The organism is Geodermatophilus sp. SYSU D00525 (genome assembly GCF_054050475.1).
The window spans coordinates 210968-227823 of record NZ_JBJGZK010000001.1 but is presented as its reverse complement, the minus strand read 5'-3'; the positions used below and the strand labels follow the sequence as shown (position 1 = coordinate 227823).

Genomic DNA, 16856 nt, shown 5'->3' with positions numbered 1-16856 from the left:
ACACCAAGGACCGCCGACCACCCTCCGGGTGCACCGACCCCCGCACCTGGAGACGCCCCGTGAGCACCCTGTCCGTCCCCTCGCCGCCCCCGCCCCGCACCGCGGACCCGCGGCCGGCTGTTCTACCGCCCGACCTGACCGCCGCACTGAGCGCCCGCCTCTCGCCGGCGGCCGTGCTCGCCGACGGGGCGGTGGTGCGGGTCGCGGAGGACGCCGACGTCGTGGCCGCGCTGCGGCTGGCCGGCCGGCACGGGGTGGCCGTGGCCGTCCGCGCGCCCGGCCGGGCCGGCGACGACGCCCGCGCGCTGCTGGTGGACCCCGCGGGGCTGGGCGAGGTGACCGTGTCGCCCGCCGGCTGGGCGCGGGTCGGCGCCGGGGTGCGCTGGCGGGACCTGGCCGCGCGGGCCGCCGGGCACGGGCTGACCCCGATCACCGGGGCCTCGGCCGCCGAGCGGGTCGCGGACACCGTCACCGGCGGCGGCGTCGGCCCGCTGGCCCGGACCTACGGCCTGGCCGGGGACCGGGTGCGGGCGGTGGAGGTGGTCACCGGCGACGGCGTGCTGCGCCGGGTGACCCCCACCGACGGCGCCGACCTGTACTGGGGCGTCCGCGGCGGCGGCGCGGCACTCGGCGTCGTCACCGCCGTGGAGCTGGACCTGCTCGCCGCCGGGCCTCGGTACGGCGGCGAGCTGCGCTGGCCCGCGGCCGACGGCGCGCGGGTGGCCGACGCGTGGCGGACCTGGTCGGCGGCGCTGCCCCCGCAGGCGGGCACCGCGCTGGTGCTGACCCGGCCGGCGCGGGGCGAGGGGTCGGTCGCCGTCCGGTTCGCCTGGGCCGGCGAGGCCGACGACGGCGACGGGCTGCTCGACGTCCTGCGCGCGGCCGCACCGCCCGGGGCGGCCGACCTGGCGCCGCGCGGGCCGGCGGGCCTGGCCACGCCCGCGCTCGACGACGGCGTGGAGTCCTCGCTGCTGCTCGACCGCCTCTCCGACGGCGCGGTCGCGGGGCTGCTGCGCGCGGCGGGCGGGAGCCGGCCGCGCACGGTCGAGGTGCGGCTGCTCGGCGGCGCGCTCGGCTGGGTGCCGCAGCGGCCCAGCGCCGTCTGTCACCGGGACGCCCGGCTGGCGGTGCGGGTGGCGGGCGGCGCCGGCGCCGAGGACCGGGCGGCCACCCGCGCCTGCGCCGAGGAGTTGGCCGCCGCGCTCGACGGCGACCTCGGCGGCCGTGCCCCCGCGCACGGCTGGGGGACGGCGCCCGACGTGCTGGCCCGCACGCCGACGCCCGCCGTCCGGGAGCGGCTGGCCGCGCTGGCCGCGGCCACCGACCCGCACCGCATCCTCGAGGGGGCGGCGGGCCGGCGGGCGTGACCGGCGGGGCGGGGAGGCCGGGCCTCCCCGCCCCGGTGCCTCAGCGGGTCCCGGGCCGCGCGGGCGTCCCGGCGTTGAACACCTGCAGCGTGTAGGCGTCGAAGCGCCGCAGCCAGGTGCGCAGGGTGCGGCGGGTCGTCGTGGGCGTGGTCGTGCTCATGGCGTCTCCTCGAGATCGATCCGGGGGGACGTCGTCGTCCGTCGGCCGCGGGTGCGGCCGTCTCCCACGGTCCCCGCCGCGCGTGACACGGAGGTGAACGCGGGCCGTGACGCTCGTCGCGTCAGGCCGGCCGCCCGGCCAGGGACCGCCGCACCGGCTCGGACGGGCGCAGCACGACCTCCCGTCCGCGCCACGCCGCCGCCTCCAGGACGTCGGCGACGAGCTCGCGGCCCGAGGCCGACAGCGCGGTCACCGAGCGGGCGTCGACGACGTCGACGCGCACCGGCTCCAGGCCGTAGCAGCGCCAGAACGCCTCGACGGCGTCCGCGTCGACCACACCGGCCAGGCAGAGCACCCGCCCGGCGGAGGTGTTGAGCAGGCGGACCACCCCGCGGCGGGCGGCGGCAGCGGTCGGGGGCACCGGCCCGGTGTGCCCGGCCGCCCGGGCTACCGGGCCGCCCCCGCCGGCTCCGCCAGGGCTCCGGGCGCCGGCTCGGAGGCGAAGTCGGCCTGCCACAGGTCGGGGCCGAAGACCTCGTACTGGACGTCGCGGGGAGCGACCCCCTGGTCGACCAGGGCGCTGCGGAGCACGCGCATGAACGGCAACGGCCCGCACAGGTAGTAGGTGGCGTCCTCGGGCAGCTCGACGTCGTCGAGGTCCATGGTCCCCTCGTGCACGCCGTCGACGGGCAGCGAGGTCCGCGCGCCCCGCTCGAACCAGACGTGCGCCGTCGCGTTCGGCAGCCGGGCGACGTCGTCGAGCACCTGGGCGCGCAGCGCGAAGGAGGCCTCGTCGAGGTCGGCGTGCAGCAGCGTGACGGGCAGCGAGGAGCCGGCCGCGGCCAGGTGGGACAGCATCCCGGCCATCGGGGCGATGCCGATGCCGGCGCTGGCGAACACGACGGGGCGGCCGGAGTCGTCGAGGACGACGTCCCCGAAGGGCGCCGACAGCGTCAGCCGGTCGCCGACCCGCACCCGGTCGCACAGGTGGTTGGAGACCTCGCCGTCCGGCTTCTCCCCGCCACGCACCCTCTTGACCGAGAAGTGGCGGTGCTCGCCGTCGTCGGCGCGGGTGAGGCTGTACTGGCGCGGCTGGCGGACGCCGTCGGGCAGCGGCACCTGCACGGTGACGTACTGGCCGGGCAGCGACGTCTTGACCAGCCGGTCGTCGACCCGCCGCACCCGGAAGGTGACGACCTCGGCGGTCTCCTGGACCTTCTCGGCGACCTCCCACTCCCGCCACACCGTCTCCGGGCGCACCCCCCGGGCGCTGTAGAGACCGCGCTCCTGGTGGATCAGCGCGTAGGCCATCAGCCAGTAGACCTCGTCCCAGGCCGCGGCCACCTCGGGGGTGACCGCGTCCCCGAGCACGTCGGCGATCGCCCAGAACAGGTGCTCGTGGACGACGTCGTACTGGGCCGGGGTGATCCCGAGCGAGACGTGCTTGTGCGCGATCCGCGACAGCAGCTGCTCGGGGAGCTGCTCCGGTGTCTTCACCAGGGTGCTGGCGAACACGGCGACGGAGCCGGCCAGCGCGACCTGCTGCTCTCCGGTGGCCTGGTTGCCGCGGTTGAAGACGCCGTCGAACAACTCGGGGTGCGCGCCGAACAGGTGCCTGTAGAAGCGCCGGGCGATCTCCTGGACGTTGTCGGCGACCACGGGCAGGGTCGCCTCGATCACGGGACGGGAGCGGTCAGACAGCATGCGGTCCTCCTCGGCCGGCCGACGGGCGAGCAGTGGCCTGCTGGGCTCCCCGTGTCCGCGCCCGCCCGTCGTCGCCGTCCGCGGGGGAGGGTGCCCCACCGGCGCGCCCCCGCGACCGACCCTGCCAGGAGCGGCTCGGGAAATCGACCGGAGCGGTGCCGGAGAGGTCTAGCCGCCGCCCGGAGGCCTCGCTAGTGTGCGCCAGGTCACACGGCCGAGCCGACGGCCCACGGGGGGCGATCGTGGACATCCCAGCCATGCGAGCGAGCTTCGCCAAGGCCGCGGCCGCCGGGGACGAGGCGCCGCTCTGGTTCTACTCGCACCTGTTCCTCGCCCATCCCGAGACCCGGCAGATGTTCCCGGTCTCGATGGCACACCAGCGGGACCGGCTCTTCGCCGCGCTCGGCGAGGTGGTGGCACGGGTCGACGACCTCGACTCGCTCGTGCCGATCCTGCAGCAGCTCGGGCGCGACCACCGCAAGTTCGGGACGGTGGCCGAGCACTACCCCGCGGTGGGAGCGAGCCTGCTGGCCACGCTCGCGCACTTCGACGAGGACTGGGACGACGCGCTGGCCGCGGACTGGACGGCGGCCTACGAGCTGGTCGCCTCGGTGATGGTCGCGGCCGCCGACGAGACGGCCGACGAGCCGCCGTGGTGGGACGCCGAGGTCGTGGCGCACGAGCGGCGCACCGTCGACACCGCCGTCCTGCGACTGCGGACGAAGGTCCCGCTGTCCTACCGCCCCGGGGAGTCGATCTCCCTGGAGACCGAGCTGCGGCCGCGGCTGTGGCGCTACTACTCGCCGGCCAACGCCTGCCGGCCCGACGGCGAGCTGGAGATCCACGCCAGGGCGCAGGCCGGCGGGCCGGTCAGCACCGCCCTCGTGCGGCAGGTCGACGTCGGGGACGTCCTGCGGCTCGGGCCCCCGGTGGACCACATGCAGTTCGACCCCGACTCCGATCGCGACCTGCTGCTGGTGGCAGGGGGGACGGGGCTGGCGCCGCTCAAGGCGATCGTCGACCACGTCGCCCGGAACGGCACGCCTCGGCGGGTGGACCTCTTCGTCGGCGTCCGCGCCGAGAGCGACCTGTACGACCGGGCGGACCTGGAGCGGCTCGAGCGGGAGAACCCCTGGCTCACCGTGACCGTCGCCGTCTCCGAGGACGGGGACTCGCAGTGGGCGCACGGCGACGTCGGCGAGGTGGTGGCGCACTCCGGGCCGTGGGGCAGTCGGGAGGCCTACGTCGCCGGTCCCCGGCCGATGGTCGAGGACACCGTCGAGCGGCTGCTGCGGCACGGCCTGCCCCGGGGCCGCATCCGCACCGAGGTGTTCGCCCCCAGCCGTCCCGGACCCGATGTCGATGGAGAGGTGACGTCATGACGACCGAGCAGGTGGCCCCCGGCGGCCGGCGGCTGACGCCCGCGGACGTGCGCGAGGTGCGGTTCCCCCGGTCGTCGATGCTGAACCCGGGCTACAGCAACACCGAGGTCGACCGGTTCCTGGACCGGGTGGGCGACGAGCTGGCCCGCCTGCACGCGGAGAAGGTCGAGCTGCGCGGCCGGGTGCAGGAGCTGCAGGCCCAGGTGGGCGAGGAGAGGCCCCGGGAGGAGCCGACGGCGCAGGCGGTGAGCCTGCTCGCGGTCGCCCAGCAGACCGCGGACCAGTACGTGGCGGAGGCGGAGACGTTCAGCCGGGTGATGGTCAGCGAGGCGCAGCAGCAGTACGACGAGCAGCTGCAGTCCGCGCGCGAGAAGGTCGGCGCGATGATCCAGGCCGCCCACGAGGCCGCGGCCCGGATCGTCGCCGAGGGCGGCGCGCCGGCCGCCGCGGGGGACGCCCGCACCGCCGAGGAGCTGCAGGAGCAGGTGGCCTACCTGCAGGCGTTCGGCCAGGCGTGCCGGACGCAGCTGCGGTCCTACCTGGAGGCGCTGATCGGCGAGGTGGAGCGGGCCTGGGGTCACGCCGACCCGACGGCCGTGCCGGTGCTGGACTCCAGGGCCCCGGTGACCCGGCCGGCCCCGCCACCCAGGACCCCGGCGGCCGGGGCCGGGTCCGCCCCGGCCCAGGAACCACCCACGGTCGAGGCCGCCGCGGTGCTGCTCGGCGAGCAGTCGCTGGGACCCGGGTCCGCCGACGGCGCGCCCGCCCAGGTGGCCGCGGAGGGTGCCGGCGACCGGTCCTGACCTCCGCGGCGGTCCGCGGGACCGTCGGCCCGGTCGGGGAGACTGCGGCGGTGGACCGGGTCCTGCTGCGCCGCCGCGGGGACGCGGTGGCGGTGCACGAGGCCGACGGCGCCGTCGCCGAGGTCCCCGCGGACGGGCTCGTGGCGCTGGTGCGGGAGCGCGAGCGGGGCGGCGTCCGGTGGGTCTGGGACGACACCACGCGCTGGTACCCGGGGCTACTGGCCGCCGGCGTCCGCGTGGCGCGCTGCACCGACCTGCGGCTGTGCGCCGACGTCCTGCGCGGCTCGCCGTACGCCGGCCCCGGCCCGGCGGCGGACCCGGGCTGGGCGGCGCTGGAGCCGGTGACCGCGGACGACCCGGCGCTGTTCGACCTCGCCGACCCCGCCGACGCCCTCGACCCGGTCGCCGAGGACCGCCGCCAGCAGGCCGTGCTCGCCGCGTCCCCGCAGCGCGCGCGGCTGGGCCTGCTCCTGGCCGCCGAGTCCTCCGGCGCGCTCGCCGCCGCGGAGATGACGCACGCCGGGATGCCGTGGCGGGCCGACGTCCACGACCGCCTGCTCGCCGGGCTGCTCGGCCCGCGCCCGCCCGCGGGCCTGCGGCCGGCGGCGCTGGAGGCGCTGGCCGGGGAGGTCCGCGCCGCGCTCGGCGTCCCCGAGCTCAACCCGGACTCGCCGGCCGCGCTGCTGCGGGCGCTGCAGGCCGCCGGCCTGCCGGTCGAGGACACCCGCTCCTGGACGCTGGAGCGGGTCGAGCACCCGGTCGTCGCGCCGCTGCTGGAGTACAAGCGGCTGGCCCGGCTGCTGGCGGCCAACGGCTGGAGCTGGCTGGACGCCTGGGTGCGTGGCGGGCGGTTCCGCCCGGTGTACCTGCCCGGCGGGGTGGTCACCGGCCGGTGGGCGTCCTCGGGCGGGGGCGCGCTGTCGGTGCCGGTGCAGGTGCGCCCGGCCGCGGTGGCCGACGACGGGTGGGAGCTGGTGGTGGCCGACGTCGCCCAGCTCGAGCCGCGGGTGCTGGCCGGCATGAGCGGCGACACCGCGCTGGCCGCCGCGGCCCGCTCGCGGGACCTGTACGCCGGCATGGTCGACGCCGGGGTGGTGGCCACCCGCGCCGAGGCCAAGGTCGGGGTGCTGGGCGCGCTGTACGGCGGCACCCGCGGCGAGAGCGGGCGGATGGTGCCGCGACTGGCGCGCCGCTACCCGCGGGCGATCGGGCTGGTGGAGGAGGCGGCGCGGGCGGGGGAGCGCGGCGCGGTCGTGTCCACGCTGCTCGGGCGCGGCTCCCCGCCGCCGGGTGCCGCGTGGGCCGAGCGGGACGCCGACCTCGGCGAGGCGCCCGAGCCCCGCGGCCGCGACTCCGACCGCGCCCGCCGCGCGTGGGGGCGGTTCACCCGCAACTTCGTGGTGCAGGGCACCGGGGCGGAGTGGGCGCTGTGCTGGCTGGCCGACCTGCGCAACCGGCTGTGGCAGCTCGGCGGGGGCCGGCTGGAGGAGCGGCCGCACCTGGCGTTCTTCCTGCACGACGAGGTCGTCGTGCACACCCCGGCCGGCCTCGCCGACGCCGTCGTCGCGGAGGTCCGGGCCGCCGCGGTCACCGCCGGGCGGCTGCTGTTCGGGGGGTTCCCGCTGGACTTCCCGCTGGACGTCGCGGTCGTGCGGTCCTGGGCCGACGCGGGTTGAGCGTCAGACGGCGGTGCTGGTCTCGAGCAGGCGCCGCAGCGCCTCCTCGAAGTACTCCTCGTAGAGGTCGCGGACGAGGTCGGTGCGGTCCTCGGCGACGGCGGCGTTGACCCGCCGGACGTAGTGCTCGTGCAGCGTGGTCATCGAGGTGTCCACGGCGGTCTCCCTGGAGGTCGGCTGCCTCCAGTGTCCGCCGGTGGGTGACGGCGTGGTCGCAGGTGGGACTGCTCGTTCGGTCACACGCGCGGCCCTCCCGCCCGGCCCGGCACGGTGGCAGGGTGAGCTCGCCCCGGACAGCGCCGTCCGTCCCGCCCGCACCCGAGGAGCCCACCGTGGACCGCGACCTGTACGGCACCGACGGCACCGACCCCGAGGAGGCCACCGGCCTGCTCGAGGCCGAGGACACCCTCGAGGACCCCCGCCGCCCGCGTGACCTGGACACCGGCTGGTCGCCGCCGGAGCGGCCCTGGGGCGTCGACGAGTGGGGCACCACCGAGCGGGAGGAGGCCATCGGCGAGGGCCTCGCCGGGCGGCTCGCCCGGGAGCTGCCCGACCGGTCCTGGGACGACGAGGACGGCGACGGCCTCGGTGACCTCACGGGCAGCGACGGCGAGCTGCTCGACGACGAGGTCGGCGACGCCCGCGCGGGCCGGCTGGCCGAGGTCGGCGACGACGGCGTGGTCGACCGGGAGGACGAGCTGCTGGGCGAGGACCTCGGCATCGACGGCGGGGCGGCGTCGGCCGAGGAGGCGGCGGTGCACCTGGTGCGCCGCGGGGACGAGTAGCGCCCGTCCAGCGCCTCGCGTGCGGCGCTGCCCGGGCCCTCGGGGCGGCTCCGGCCCCGGGCGTCAGGGTGCCGTCGGCACGGGCCGGCGCCGGTTCCCGACGCCGGACCCCTCGTCCGGCCTACGTCCCGCTCCTCGGCTCGGGTGTCACTGCGCGCGCAGGTCCCCGGGACGGGCCCTGCTCACCCAGCTCGCGCCACGGCAACCGGCGCAGCTGCTCGGCGAGAGCGTGCACCGCGGACGGTCCGAAGCGCTGCGCCCAGCGGTCGAGCCAGTCGTGGTCGTCCAGGAAGAACTTCCAGTCGCCGACGACCCCCTGCCGCACGAACACGAACGGCACGGGCGACCGGAACGGGCGGAAGTCGGCGTTGTGGATCGCGGTCCCCTCGTCGCCCGGGTGGAACGGGCCGAACACGATCCCGTCCTGGGTGTACGCCGGGACGGCGATCTGCCGCAGGGCGTCGTCGAAGACGCTCCCCGCACGGTCCGCCGGCAGGTCCGGGAAGACGACGACGATCACCTTCTGATCCACTTCGTCACCGTCCGTGGGGTCGGTCTCCAGGAACCGTCCCCTGTAGCCGTCCAGGAGTTCGACGACCCGTGACCCGTCCCGGTCGGCGATCCGCTCGGGAGCGAGCCACAGCGTCCTGCGCGACAGGGCTCCGGGCACGAAGGGACACACGGGCCCGGGGCGGCCGAGGTCCTCGTGGGGGTTCGCCACGAAGGCCCGGATCCACTGCGCGACGGCGCGGAGCGCGTCCAGGTCGGCCTGCGCGAGCCGACTCGTCCTCCCGGCGTCCTCGAGGTCCTCGAGGAGGAACAGGTCGGTGGTCTGTGCGGGCATCACACGTCCTCCTGGAGCGGACCGACGACGGCGTCACGGATGCGGTGGGTCGAACGCCGCGCGGGCGCGATCCGGACCCCCCCGGGAAGGCCTCCACTCTGGACGCGGTCACCACGAGGCAGCAGGGACGAAGGGCCTGCCCTGGCATGTCAGGACCCGGAGTCACCCTCCTGATCTCGGGAGGCACCACCGGGCCCGGACGGGCTCCGGTCCCGCGCCGGGGTCCGGAGCCGCGCCGCCAGGGCCTCCTCGGGCAGGACCGCCTGCTCGGTCGTGCCGCGGCCGAGCTCCCGGCCGGCGGCGTCCACCGCGACGCACGCGCAGGTGAGCCGGTTGCCGCGGACCCCGGTGCAGCGGGCGGTCACCCGCACGCGGTCGCCCACCCACGCCGGTGCCCGGTGCTCGACCGACACCGCGGTGCCGACGCCGGCCTCACCCGGCTCGAGGTGGCCGAGCAGCAGCTTCCGGCCGGCCTCCTCGAAGTGCTTCGCCATCGCGTAGGTCGCGTACACCGGGTGCACCGGCCCCAGCTCGTCGAAGTCGACGGTCATCGCCGCGGTGACGACGACGTCGAGGACCGCGGTCTCGCCGACGGCGACCGGGCGCACGGGCGTCAGGCGTCGAAGTCGACGGTGACGGCGTCCGACCGCGGCAGCGTCTGGCAGGTCAGGACGTAGCCGGCGTCGACCTCGGCGGGCTCCAGCGCGTAGTTGCGCCGCATCTCCACCTCGCCGTCGGTGACCCGCGCGCGGCAGGTGCCGCAGACGCCGCCCTTGCAGGCGAACGGCAGGTCCGAGCGCACCCGCTGCGCGGAGTCCAGCACCGGGACGTCGCGGGGCAGCGCCAGCGTCGTCGAGCGGCCGTCGAGGACCACGGTGACCTGGGCGCTCGGGCCGGCGACGGTCTCCTCGTCGCCGCGCACCGGCTCGGGCGGGACCTCGTCGACGTAGAACAGCTCCTGGTGCACCCGCTCGTCCGGGACGCCGAGCTCGGCCAGCAGCGCGCGGGCGTCGGTGACCATCCCGTGCGGGCCGCACAGCCACCAGTGGTCCACGTGCGGGGCGTCCACGAGGGCGCCGACCAGCGTGCGCAGCCGGTCGCCGTCGAGCCGGCCGCTGGTCAGCTCGGTGTCGCGCGGCTCGCGGGAGAGCACGTGCACCAGCTGCAGCCGGGGGCCGAAGCGGTCCTTCAGGTCGGCGAGCTCGTCGGCGAACATGACCGTGTTGGTGCGCCGGTTGCCGTAGAACACGGTGACGGTCGACGCGCCGTCGCGCAGCACGGTGCTCGCCAGGCTCAGCGCGGGGGTGATCCCGGAGCCGGCGACGACGAACACGTGGTCGGCCGGCTGCGACAGGTCGGCGGTGAAGGTGCCCGACGGCGGCAGCACCTCGATCGCGTCGCCGGGGCGCACCTCGTGCACCAGCCAGGAGGAGAAGAAGCCGCCGGGCACCTCGCGGACGCCGACCCGCGGCGGGGCGCCCACCGGCGCGCAGATCGAGTAGGAGCGGCGCTCGTCGCGGTCGCCGTCGACCCGCCGCAGGGTGAGCGCCTGGCCCGGCCGGAACGCGTAGTCGTCGGCGAGGTCCTCGGGGACGTCGAAGGTGACCGCGACCGCGTCGTCGGTGAGCCGCTCGACGCTCGCGACCCGGAGCGGGTGGAACCGCGGACGGCGGCGGGCCGGTGCGCTCACTCAGATCTCCTTCACGTGCTCGAACGGCTCGCCGCAGGCCCGGCAGCGGCGCAGCGCCTTGCACGCCGTCGCGCCGAACTCGCTGATCTCGACGGTGTCGGGGGAGCCGCACAGCGGGCAGGCCGCCGTCCGGCGGGTCGGGCCGAGCTGCAGCGGGACCGGCCCCTCGGGGCGGACCGGCGCCCTGCCGGGAGGGGCGATGCCGGCCGCGGCGAGCTTGCGGCGGCCCTCCTCGGTGATCCAGTCGGTGGACCAGGCGGGGGAGAGCACGGTGCGCACCTCGACGTCGTCGAACCCGGCGGCGTGCAGCGCGTGCAGCAGGTCCGCGCGCATGACGCCCATCGCGGGGCAGCCGGTGTAGGTCGGGGTGATGTCGACGACCACGGTGTCCTCGTGCACGCGCACGTCGCGCAGCACGCCGAGGTCGGCGAGCGTGAGCGTGGGCAGCTCGGGGTCGGTGACGGTCTCGGCGACCGCCCGCGGGTCGGGGCCGGCAGCGATGGCCATCTCCGTCACCAGGTGGCCGCCGGGTGCTGCCGGGCGAGGCCCTGCAGGGTGCCGAGCAGCTCGGTCAGCTCCGGGCCGTGGACGCCGGCCCGGCCGCGCGGGGCGGCGTCGGCCGGCCAGGCCGGCACCGTCAGCGTCGCCCGTTCCAGCACGGTGGTGAGCACGCCGCGCACCTCGTCGCGGACGGCGGCCGGGTCGACCGCGACCCCGGCGGCGACCAGCCGGGTCTCGACGTCGGTGGCGGTGAACAGGTCGGCGAGGTGCGGCCAGACGGCGTCGACGCCGGCCTGCGCGCGGCGGTGCGACTCGGCCGTCCCGTCGCCCAGGCGCAGCACCCAGCGGGCGGCGTGGTCGCGGTGGTAGGTCAGCTCGTGCACGCCCTTGGCGGCGATCGCGGCGAGCACCGGGTCGCGGGAGTCCCGCAGCCGGGCGGACACCGCCAGCCGGACGGCCGACGCCGCGAGCAGCCGGACCATCGTGCGCGCGAAGTCGCCGTTCTCCGGTGCGACCAGGCCGGTGCAGCGGAACTCGCCGGGGTCGCGGAAGTAGGCGAGCGCGTCCTCGTCGGGGATCGACGCCGTCGCCCGCTCGCGGGACCGGCCGAGGACGCCGGCCGACCCGGCGCGGGCCAGCAGCAGCCGGGCCTGGCCGAGCAGGTCCAGGCCGACGTTGCCGAACGCGACCTCCTCCTCGAGCTCGGGCGCGGCGGTGATCCACTGGGTCAGCCGCTGGGCGAGCACCAGCGCGTCGTCGCCGAGCATCAGGCAGTAGGCGCCCAGGTCGGCGGGGTCGACGCCGTCGGGGACGGTGGTGTCCACCCCGGCCAGCGGGTCGTCGAACCCGGTGCCGAACGCCCAGTGCCCGGCGTCGTCGTGCGCGTTGGTCAGCGCGTCGTAGACGGTCTCCTCGTGCACGACCTGTCCCTCCCGGGAGCCGATGGCGCGACAGCGGCCATGGTGGCCCGCTCACATGTGGGGGACGTTCTCCGGGATCTCGTAGAACGTCGGGTGGCGGTAGACCTTGTCGCCGCTCGGGGCGAACATCGGGTCCTTCTCGTCGGGGCTCGACGCGGTGATGTCGGCGGCCCTGACCACCCAGATGCTCACGCCCTCGTTGCGGCGGGTGTAGAGGTCGCGGGCGGCGTGCACGGCCATCTCGTCGTCGGGTGCGTGCAGCGAGCCGACGTGCACGTGGTTGAGGCCCCGCTTGCCGCGCACGAACACCTCGTACAGCGGCCAGTCGCGGCGGCTGACCGAGGGCGACGGCGTCGTGGGCACCTCCGGACCGGTGGGGACCGCGCCGTGCCCGCCCTCGGCGGTGAGGTCAGTGGACACGGTGCTTCTCCGCGTAGGCGGTGGCCGCCTCGGTCACCCACGCGTTGTCGTCGCGGGCGGCGCGGCGGCGGGCGATCCGCACGGCGTTCATCGGCCCGTCCCCGCTGATCACCCGCTTGAGCTCCGACCAGTCGATCGGGCCGTACCGCCAGTGCCCGGTCTCCTCGTCGAGGGCCAGGTCGGGGTCGGGCAGCGTGACGCCGAGGGCCTGCGCCTGCGGCACGGTCATGTCCACGAAGCGCTGCCGCAGCTCGTCGTTGGTGTGCCGCTTGATGCCCCACGCCATCGACTGCGCGGTGTTGGGGCTGTCGTCGTCGGGCGGGCCGAACATCATCAGCGAGGGCCACCACCACCGGTCGACGGCGTCCTGCACCATCGCCCGCTGCTCGTCGGTGCCGCGCATCATCGTCATCAGCAGCTCGTAGCCCTGCCGCTGGTGGAAGGACTCCTCCTTGCAGATGCGGATCATCGCCCGGGCGTAGGGCCCGTAGGAGGAGCGGCACAGCGGCACCTGGTTGCAGATCGCCGCGCCGTCGACCAGCCAGCCGATCACGCCGACGTCGGCGTAGGTCAGCGTCGGGTAGTTGAAGATCGAGCTGTACTTCTGCCTGGACTCGATCAGCTTGTCGGTGAGGTCGGCCCGGTCGGCGCCGAGCGTCTCGGCCGCCGCGTACAGGTACATCCCGTGGCCGGCCTCGTCCTGCACCTTGGCCAGCAGGATCGCCTTGCGGCGCAGGCTCGGGGCGGCGAGCAGCCAGTCGCCCTCGGGCTGCATCCCGATGATCTCCGAGTGCGCGTGCTGGGCGATCTGGCGCACCAGCGTCCGCCGGTAGCCCTCGGGCATCCAGTCGCGCGGCTCGATCCGGTGGTCGGCGGCGATCGTCGCCTCGAACTGCTCCTGCAACGCGGTCTCGTCGACGGCGGCGCGGTCCACGACGGGTGCGGCCATTGACTTCCTCCCATTTACTGACCAAGCGGTCAGGAATAGTGTGACCCACGGCACCGGGAGAGACAAGCGCGGAACGAGGACGGCAGTCATGGCGGCATCGACGACGACCACGGCGCAGCGGCTGGGCGAGACCCCCGACCCCGCGACGCTCGACCCCGCCGAGCGCATGGGCGCCGACGAGCTGCGGGCGCTGCAGCTCGAGCGGCTGCGCTGGTCGCTGCGGCACGCCTACGACAACGTGCCGCACTACCGCCGCGCCTTCGACGCCGCCGGCGTGCACCCCGACGACTGCCGGGAGCTCGCCGACCTCGCCCGCTTCCCGACGACGAGCAAGGCCGACCTGCGCGAGAACTACCCGTTCGGCATGTTCGCCGTCCCGCGCGAGCAGGTGCGCCGCGTGCACGCCTCGTCGGGGACGACCGGCAAGCCGACCGTCGTCGGCTACACCGACCGCGACCTGGCGACGTGGGCGGCGGTCATGGCCCGCTCCATCCGCGCCGCCGGCGGACGGCCGGGCGACGTGCTGCACAACGCCTACGGCTACGGCCTGTTCACCGGCGGCCTCGGCGCCCACTACGGCGCCGAGGCGCTGGGCTGCACGGTCGTCCCGGTCTCCGGCGGCATGACGCCGCGCCAGGTCCAGCTGATCACCGACTTCGCGCCCCGGGTGGTCATGGTGACGCCGAGCTACATGCTCACCGTCCTCGACGAGTTCGAGAAGCAGGGGCTGGACCCGCGGGCCTCGAGTCTCGAGATCGGCGTCTTCGGCGCCGAGCCGTGGACCGAGCAGATGCGCCGGGAGATGGAGGAGCGCGCCGGCATCCACGCCGTCGACATCTACGGGCTGTCCGAGGTGATGGGTCCCGGCGTCGCCCAGGAGTGCGTGGAGACCAAGGACGGCCTGCACGTGTGGGAGGACCACTTCTACCCGGAGGTCATCGACCCGATCACCGGCGAGGTGCTGCCCGAGGGCGAGGAGGGCGAGCTGGTGTTCACCTCGCTCACCAAGGAGGCCATGCCGGTCGTCCGGTACCGGACCCGCGACCTCACCCGCCTGCTGCCGGGGACCGCCCGGCCGGGCATGCGGCGGATGCAGAAGGTCACCGGCCGCACCGACGACATGGTCGTCCTGCGCGGCGTGAACCTGTTCCCCACGCAGATCGAGGAGGTCGTGCTGCGGACGCCGGGCCTGTCGCCGCACTTCGCCCTCGAACTGGTCACCCGCGGCCGGATGGACCACCTGGTCTGCCGGGTCGAGGCGCGCCCGGACTGCCCGCCGGAGCGCCGGGAGGCCGCGGCCGCGGAGGTCGCCACGGGCGTCAAGGACACCGTGGGGTGCAGCATCGAGGTGCTCGTCGTCGACCCGGAGACGCTGCCGCGCTCGATGGGCAAACTGCAGCGCATGACCGACAACCGCGACCGTCCGTGACGGAACTCGCGCGGGCCCGCCGGGGCCGCCCCGGGCACTCGCTGGACTCGCTGCTCGACGTCGCGGTGGCGGTGTTCAACGAACGCGGCTACGACGCCACCAGCATGGACGAGCTGGCCGGCCGGCTCGGCGTCACCAAGTCGGCGATCTACCACCACGTGCCCGGCAAGGTCGAGCTGCTGCGGCTGGCGCTGGACCGGGCGCTCGACGCGCTGTTCGCCGTCACCGAGGAGCCCGGCGCGCGCACCGGCCGGGCGATCGACCGGCTCGAGCACGTCGTGCGCGGGTCGGTGCGGGTGCTGGCCGCCGAGCTGCCGTTCGTCACCCTGCTGCTGCGGGTGCGCGGCAACTCCCCGGTCGAGCAGGCCGCGCTGCAGCGCCGCCGCGAGTTCGACCGGATCGTCACCGACCTGGTGCGCGCCGCGGAGGAGGAGGGCGACGTGCGCCCCGACGTCGACCCCGCCGTCACCAGCCGGCTGCTGTTCGGCACCGTCAACTCGCTCACCGAGTGGTACCGCCCCGGCGGCAGCCTGTCGGCCGACGCGCTGGCCGACGCGCTGGTCCGGACGACGTTCCAGGGGCTGCGCGCCCGGCCCTGACGGCGCCGGCCTCAGCCCTCGCCGCCCAGCTCGGCGTACTCGAGGTCCTGCAGCAGGCGCCGGTCCTCCTCGAGGTCGGCGAGCTCGTCCGTGCTCGGGCCGGCGACGCCGGCCGTCGGCCCTCCGGGGACCGGGAGTGCGGTGGTGTCCGGGTACGGCAGCTGGTCGCTCATGGCGCGGGTCCCTCGGTCGCCGCCCGGCGGTCCACCGGGACGGGAGATGGGGCCGGGTGCTCGGCCGGGGGAGCGGAGCCGGGACGCGGGCTCCCCGACGACAGCTGCCCGCGCGGCTCCGTGTCCGGGGAGGCTACGCGCCACCGGGACCGGGCGGACCGGTCCGAGGTCCCTGGTCCCCGTCGCTCTCCTCGGCCCGTCCGGCGAGTCGCGCGCGCAGCTCCTCGACCTCGGCGGTCAGCGCGCCGAGCTGCTCCGCGGTCCGCCGCGCCGCGGCCTCGGCCTCGGCGGCGCGGCGGGTGGCGGCCTCCGCGCGTTCCGCGCCGCGCGCTGCCCCGGTCAGCGCCTCGCGCAGGTCGCCCTCGGCCGCGGCCGCGCGGTCGGCCGCCTCCCGCGCGAGGGTCCGGGCGTCCCGCTCGGCGCGCCGGGCGGCGTCCCGGTCCCGCTCGGCGTCGCGGGCCTGCTCCCGGGCGGTCGCGGCGGCGGCGCGCGCCTCGTCCCGGGCGGCCGCCGCCGCGTCGCGCTCCCGCGTCCGCACCTGCAGGTCGGTGGTCAGCGTGCGCTCGGTGACGTCCCACCGCGCGCGGGCCTCGACGAGCGCGTCGTGCTCCCGGGTGGCGGCCTCGCGGGCCCGGCGCCCGTCCTCCCGCGCCGCCTCCGCCTCCCGCTCGGCCGCTCGCTGCCGGCCCGCGGCCTCCTCGGCCTCCGCGCGGGCGGCGGCGCGCTCCGCATCGGCCCGGTCGCGCGCCGCCTCCGCCTCCTCCCGGGCGGCCTCGGCCGCCCGGCGTGCCCCGTCCGCCCGCCCGACCCGGTGTGCGGCCTCCGCTTCCGCGGCGGCGATCCGGTCGTCGGCGTCGGCGCGGGCGGCCGCGGCGTCGCGCTCGGCCGCCCGGCGCGTCTCCTCGGCGTCGGCGCGCTGCGCCTCGGCGGCGCGGGTGCGCTCCTCGGCGTCGAGGCGGGCGGCGTGCGCGGCGTCGACGTCGGCCGAGGCGCGGGCGAGCCGGGCCTCCACGGACGCCTCGTCGCGGTACTGCTCCAGCGCCTCCGCCGTCGCGGCGAGCAGCGCGGCCTGGGCCTCGGCGGTCCGGGCGGCCTCGCGGGTCGCCTCCGCCCAGCGGCCCACCAGCTGCCGGACCCGGCCCTCGGGCGGCAGGTCCTGGACGAGGGCGGCGGTGGTCGCCGCCAGCCGGGCGGTCGCCGAGCCGGCCGCCCGCGCGCGGGCCTGACGGGCGGACTCGGGGTTGTGGTCGGGCCGCTCGCAGAACCGCGGCGACGGGCCGCTGCGCCCGGGGGTGCGCGGCCGGGGTGGCGCCGGGCAGCCCGGATAGGCGCACGTCGCGGGGACCGTCTCGCCGGAGGGCGTCGCCATACCCCGAAACGATAGATGGACGGCGCCCATCCATGTATCCGTCCGACGAGCGAGCGAGACGGCATCACTTCCGAGAAGCCCCTAC

General features: G+C 76.7%; 19 protein-coding genes. 7 read left to right on the top strand and 12 right to left on the bottom strand.

Features of this window, described 5'->3' with window-relative positions; genetic code table 11:
- The first annotated feature begins 59 nt into the window (after positions 1-59).
- Entirely contained in the window at positions 60-1367 is a 1308-nt protein-coding gene (locus tag ACI796_RS01040; RefSeq protein WP_456939395.1) for an FAD-binding oxidoreductase, read from the top strand.
- Between the two features lie 281 nt (positions 1368-1648).
- Here ACI796_RS01040 and ACI796_RS01035 read toward each other — a convergent pair whose 3' ends face one another.
- Positions 1649-1948, bottom strand: coding sequence for a hypothetical protein (locus ACI796_RS01035; RefSeq protein ID WP_456939394.1), 300 nt, complete (start codon positions 1946-1948; stop codon positions 1649-1651).
- Positions 1949-1974: 26 nt separating this feature from the next.
- Positions 1975-3231 (bottom strand): globin domain-containing protein, encoded by a 1257-nt coding sequence (locus ACI796_RS01030; RefSeq protein ID WP_456939393.1) that lies wholly within the window; start codon positions 3229-3231, stop codon positions 1975-1977.
- 257 nt (positions 3232-3488) lie between these two features.
- Here ACI796_RS01030 and ACI796_RS01025 point away from each other — a divergent pair, with 257 nt between their 5' ends.
- Genes ACI796_RS01025 through ACI796_RS01015 form a run of 3 tightly spaced genes read left to right on the top strand, consistent with a single transcriptional unit; the run spans position 3489 to position 7092 of the window.
- A complete protein-coding gene (locus ACI796_RS01025; protein ID WP_456939392.1) occupies positions 3489-4613 on the top strand; it encodes a globin domain-containing protein in 1125 nt (374 codons plus the stop codon).
- Positions 4610-5416 carry a DivIVA domain-containing protein gene (locus ACI796_RS01020; protein ID WP_456939391.1) on the top strand — a complete coding sequence of 269 codons (807 nt, stop codon included), beginning with the start codon at positions 4610-4612 and terminating at the stop codon, positions 5414-5416. The genes ACI796_RS01025 and ACI796_RS01020 overlap by 4 nt, the downstream gene beginning before the upstream one ends.
- Positions 5417-5466: 50 nt before the next feature.
- Complete coding sequence (locus tag ACI796_RS01015) at positions 5467-7092, top strand: bifunctional 3'-5' exonuclease/DNA polymerase (protein ID WP_456939390.1); 1626 nt, start codon at positions 5467-5469, stop codon at positions 7090-7092.
- Between the two features lie 3 nt (positions 7093-7095).
- Here the strand turns inward: ACI796_RS01015 and ACI796_RS01010 are convergent, their stop codons facing one another.
- Positions 7096-7248 (bottom strand): hypothetical protein, encoded by a 153-nt coding sequence (locus ACI796_RS01010; RefSeq protein WP_456939389.1) that lies wholly within the window; start codon positions 7246-7248, stop codon positions 7096-7098.
- A 176-nt stretch (positions 7249-7424) separates the two neighbouring features.
- Between ACI796_RS01010 and ACI796_RS01005 the strand changes: the two genes are divergently transcribed.
- Complete coding sequence (locus tag ACI796_RS01005) at positions 7425-7877, top strand: DUF5709 domain-containing protein (RefSeq protein ID WP_456939388.1); 453 nt, start codon at positions 7425-7427, stop codon at positions 7875-7877.
- 121 nt (positions 7878-7998) lie between these two features.
- Here ACI796_RS01005 and ACI796_RS01000 read toward each other — a convergent pair whose 3' ends face one another.
- From ACI796_RS01000 to paaA, 7 genes are all read right to left on the bottom strand, one after another.
- Complete coding sequence (locus tag ACI796_RS01000) at positions 7999-8721, bottom strand: DUF6875 domain-containing protein (RefSeq protein WP_456939387.1); 723 nt, start codon at positions 8719-8721, stop codon at positions 7999-8001.
- Between the two features lie 149 nt (positions 8722-8870).
- Positions 8871-9329: a thioesterase family protein gene (locus tag ACI796_RS00995; RefSeq protein ID WP_456939386.1), complete on the bottom strand. Its 459-nt coding sequence runs from the start codon at positions 9327-9329 to the stop codon at positions 8871-8873.
- Between the two features lie 5 nt (positions 9330-9334).
- Positions 9335-10411 (bottom strand): 1,2-phenylacetyl-CoA epoxidase subunit PaaE, encoded by a 1077-nt coding sequence (gene paaE, locus ACI796_RS00990; protein WP_456939385.1) that lies wholly within the window; start codon positions 10409-10411, stop codon positions 9335-9337.
- Entirely contained in the window at positions 10412-10918 is a 507-nt protein-coding gene (gene paaD, locus ACI796_RS00985) for a 1,2-phenylacetyl-CoA epoxidase subunit PaaD (protein ID WP_456939384.1), read from the bottom strand.
- Between the two features lie 5 nt (positions 10919-10923).
- Complete coding sequence (paaC, locus tag ACI796_RS00980; protein WP_456939383.1) at positions 10924-11832, bottom strand: 1,2-phenylacetyl-CoA epoxidase subunit PaaC; 909 nt, start codon at positions 11830-11832, stop codon at positions 10924-10926.
- A gap of 51 nt (positions 11833-11883) precedes the next feature.
- Entirely contained in the window at positions 11884-12252 is a 369-nt protein-coding gene (gene paaB, locus ACI796_RS00975) for a 1,2-phenylacetyl-CoA epoxidase subunit PaaB (RefSeq protein ID WP_456939382.1), read from the bottom strand.
- Positions 12242-13201 (bottom strand): 1,2-phenylacetyl-CoA epoxidase subunit PaaA, encoded by a 960-nt coding sequence (gene paaA, locus ACI796_RS00970; protein ID WP_456939381.1) that lies wholly within the window; start codon positions 13199-13201, stop codon positions 12242-12244. Before paaA ends, paaB begins: the two co-directional genes overlap by 11 nt.
- A gap of 88 nt (positions 13202-13289) precedes the next feature.
- On the opposite strand from paaA, the gene paaK reads away from it, so the two are divergent.
- Both paaK and ACI796_RS00960 read left to right on the top strand, forming a co-directional pair.
- Positions 13290-14630 (top strand): phenylacetate--CoA ligase PaaK, encoded by a 1341-nt coding sequence (gene paaK, locus ACI796_RS00965; RefSeq protein WP_456939380.1) that lies wholly within the window; start codon positions 13290-13292, stop codon positions 14628-14630.
- The gene (locus tag ACI796_RS00960; RefSeq protein WP_456939379.1) at positions 14627-15229 is read left to right on the top strand and encodes a TetR/AcrR family transcriptional regulator; all 603 of its coding nucleotides are present in this window, start codon (positions 14627-14629) and stop codon (positions 15227-15229) included. Before paaK ends, ACI796_RS00960 begins: the two co-directional genes overlap by 4 nt.
- Before the next feature lie 11 nt (positions 15230-15240).
- Here ACI796_RS00960 and ACI796_RS00955 read toward each other — a convergent pair whose 3' ends face one another.
- Positions 15241-15402, bottom strand: coding sequence for a hypothetical protein (locus ACI796_RS00955; protein WP_456939378.1), 162 nt, complete (start codon positions 15400-15402; stop codon positions 15241-15243).
- A gap of 133 nt (positions 15403-15535) precedes the next feature.
- A complete protein-coding gene (locus ACI796_RS00950) occupies positions 15536-16771 on the bottom strand; it encodes a hypothetical protein (RefSeq protein ID WP_456939377.1) in 1236 nt (411 codons plus the stop codon).
- Positions 16772-16856: the final 85 nt, after the last annotated feature.

Coding starts and splice junctions, on each gene's coding strand:
- ACI796_RS01030 (WP_456939393.1), bottom strand. CDS start 3,231: ATGCTGTCTGACCGCTCCCGTCCCGTGATCGAGGCGACCCTGCCCGTG.
- ACI796_RS01025 (WP_456939392.1), top strand. CDS start 3,489: ATGCGAGCGAGCTTCGCCAAGGCCGCGGCCGCCGGGGACGAGGCGCCG.
- ACI796_RS01020 (WP_456939391.1), top strand. CDS start 4,610: ATGACGACCGAGCAGGTGGCCCCCGGCGGCCGGCGGCTGACGCCCGCG.
- ACI796_RS01000 (WP_456939387.1), bottom strand. CDS start 8,721: ATGCCCGCACAGACCACCGACCTGTTCCTCCTCGAGGACCTCGAGGAC.
- paaD (WP_456939384.1), bottom strand. CDS start 10,918: ATGGCCATCGCTGCCGGCCCCGACCCGCGGGCGGTCGCCGAGACCGTC.
- paaA (WP_456939381.1), bottom strand. CDS start 13,201: ATGGCCGCACCCGTCGTGGACCGCGCCGCCGTCGACGAGACCGCGTTG.
- paaK (WP_456939380.1), top strand. CDS start 13,290: ATGGCGGCATCGACGACGACCACGGCGCAGCGGCTGGGCGAGACCCCC.
- ACI796_RS00955 (WP_456939378.1), bottom strand. CDS start 15,402: ATGAGCGACCAGCTGCCGTACCCGGACACCACCGCACTCCCGGTCCCC.
- ACI796_RS00950 (WP_456939377.1), bottom strand. CDS start 16,771: ATGGCGACGCCCTCCGGCGAGACGGTCCCCGCGACGTGCGCCTATCCG.